Here is a 1,765-nt window from a genome sequence, read left to right on the forward strand (position 1 = left end):
GACACGGGCCGGGCACTTTTGGGCCGGGAGGATTTTTCGCCCAGGCAGACCTCGCCCTCGGCCATGAAGGCATGGATGGCATTGCGGACGGGTCTCGCCGTGCAGCCCAAGTTCCGGGCGATTTGGGCCGGGCTTTGGCCGTCAGCGCTGGCCAGCAGTATCTGAGAACGGCGCAGGGTGAACGCCTCCGGCGAACGAAGGCCTTCTTGGAGTCGCTGATGTTCCAGGCCGGTCAGCGGACGAACGTAAGTGGTGACAGGTCTCATGAACCATTATTCGCACGCGAGCAGCTTAAGGAAAGACCTCGCCGGATCATGTACTAGGGGGTTCAGTTCACGGCCGGGGCGTGGATCGAACGCATCGAGTCGGCCGGGTCGGCGGTGAGCATGGACGGACGGGGCCGCTGCCTGGACAACGTGTTCGTCGAACGGCTGTGGCGAAGCGTGAAGTACGAAGACGTGTATTTGCGGGGTTATGAATCGGTGACGGAACTGGAGCGAGGCCTGCGGGCGTACTTCCAATTCTACAACGAGGTCAGGTTGCATCAGTCGCTCGGGTGCCGAATCCCGGTGGAAGTCTACCGGGCGGGAAGGCCCGAAGAGCTGGCGAAACAGTAGCTATAGCAGAGTTCACACAGGCGTAGCGGCGGCATAGCCGCAGTGCCGGAAGTAATTGAGGCACTCCTTCGGCTGGAATCGAGGGATGATCCGACGCAGGGCTTTGTAAATGCCTTTGGTGGTGCGGGCGGCCCAATCCCGCAAGCCTCGTTTCAATTTGGAGAAGGCATTCTCGATGGGATTCAGGTCCGGACTGTACGGTGGCAAGTATTCCAACCGGCAGCCCGCCGAGCGGATGGCGGTTTCAATCCCGCCGACCTTGCGGGCGGGAAGGTTGTCCATCACCACCACCATTCCCGGCCGCAACGAGGGGACCAACACCTGCCCCACATAGGCCGAGAACAGTTCCCCGTTCATCACCCCCTCGAACGCCCACGGAGCCGCCAGGCCGCCGCTGGTCAACGCGCCGACAAAGGTCACGCCCCGCCACCGTTTGAACGGGGCGTCGGCGACCACCCGTTCCCCGGCCGGACCATGTCCGCGGGTTCGTTGCATGGTGGTGGTCGCCCCGGTTTCGTCCAAAAACACCAACTCATCCGGAGACACGCCCGCCAGTTTCGACGGCCATTCCCGCCTGGCCTCCGCCACGTCGGGCCGGTCCTGTTCGGAGGCCCGGACCGATTTCTTCTTCCGGGTCAGTCGCAACCGTCGCATCGCCCTCCAGACCGTGACACGCGAGGCCGGAAGGTTCAGACGTTCGCGATGTTCGGCCGGAGTGGCGTCCGGGTGTTTGAGCACGGCCTGATGCAGTTCCTCCTCGTGGCCGGCCAGTTTGCGAACCGAACCGTTTCGGAAGGGCCGGGGGGCCAGCGAGCCGGTCTCGCGGAACCGCTGGCACAGTCGACGCACGAAGGCCGTGCTGACGCCGAACCGCTCGGCCACCTCCGCCGTGGTTTCCCCCGACTGACGGGCTTCATAGATCCGAACTCGCAGGTCGCTGCTGTAGGCTCGCATGGTTCCTCTCTCCTTGAACCATTCTATCCTTCGCTACATGCTGCCGAACTCTGCTCTAAGTGGTGCATCCGCCAAGTTATCGCACAGATGGCGGGGTGGCGACGCCGGCCGGCCGACGGGGCCGGTGACGCCGTCGTCGGCCCCAGTGAAATGGATGTCGGTGCGAGTTCCAGTAAGCCGTCGCCCGGTTCACC

At 63.8% G+C, this 1,765-nt stretch carries 2 protein-coding genes and 1 pseudogene; 1 reads left to right on the plus strand and 2 read right to left on the minus strand.

What is annotated here, in order from left to right:
* The coding region (locus BGIM_RS55685) for a helix-turn-helix domain-containing protein (protein WP_020475867.1) at nucleotides 1–266 on the minus strand (266 nt) is incomplete at its 3' end.
* Between the two features lie 57 nt (nucleotides 267–323).
* On the opposite strand from BGIM_RS55685, the pseudogene BGIM_RS55690 reads away from it, so the two are divergent.
* A pseudogene (locus BGIM_RS55690) lies at nucleotides 324–617 on the plus strand (integrase core domain-containing protein); the annotation flags it as partial.
* Nucleotides 618–629: 12 nt separating this feature from the next.
* Here the strand turns inward: BGIM_RS55690 and BGIM_RS0143540 are convergent.
* On the minus strand, nucleotides 630–1,571 hold the full coding sequence (locus tag BGIM_RS0143540) for an IS630 family transposase (protein ID WP_020475869.1): 942 nt from the start codon (nucleotides 1,569–1,571) through the stop codon (nucleotides 630–632).
* Nucleotides 1,572–1,765: the final 194 nt, after the last annotated feature.

The sequence above is a fragment of the Zavarzinella formosa DSM 19928 genome, assembly GCF_000255705.1.
Taxonomy (GTDB): Bacteria; Planctomycetota; Planctomycetia; order Gemmatales; family Gemmataceae; genus Zavarzinella; species Zavarzinella formosa.

Bases quoted from the DNA above. Each gene is read 5' to 3' on its own strand.
- BGIM_RS0143540 (WP_020475869.1), bottom strand. From the start codon at position 1,571: ATGCGAGCCTACAGCAGCGACCTGCGAGTTCGGATCTATGAAGCCCGT.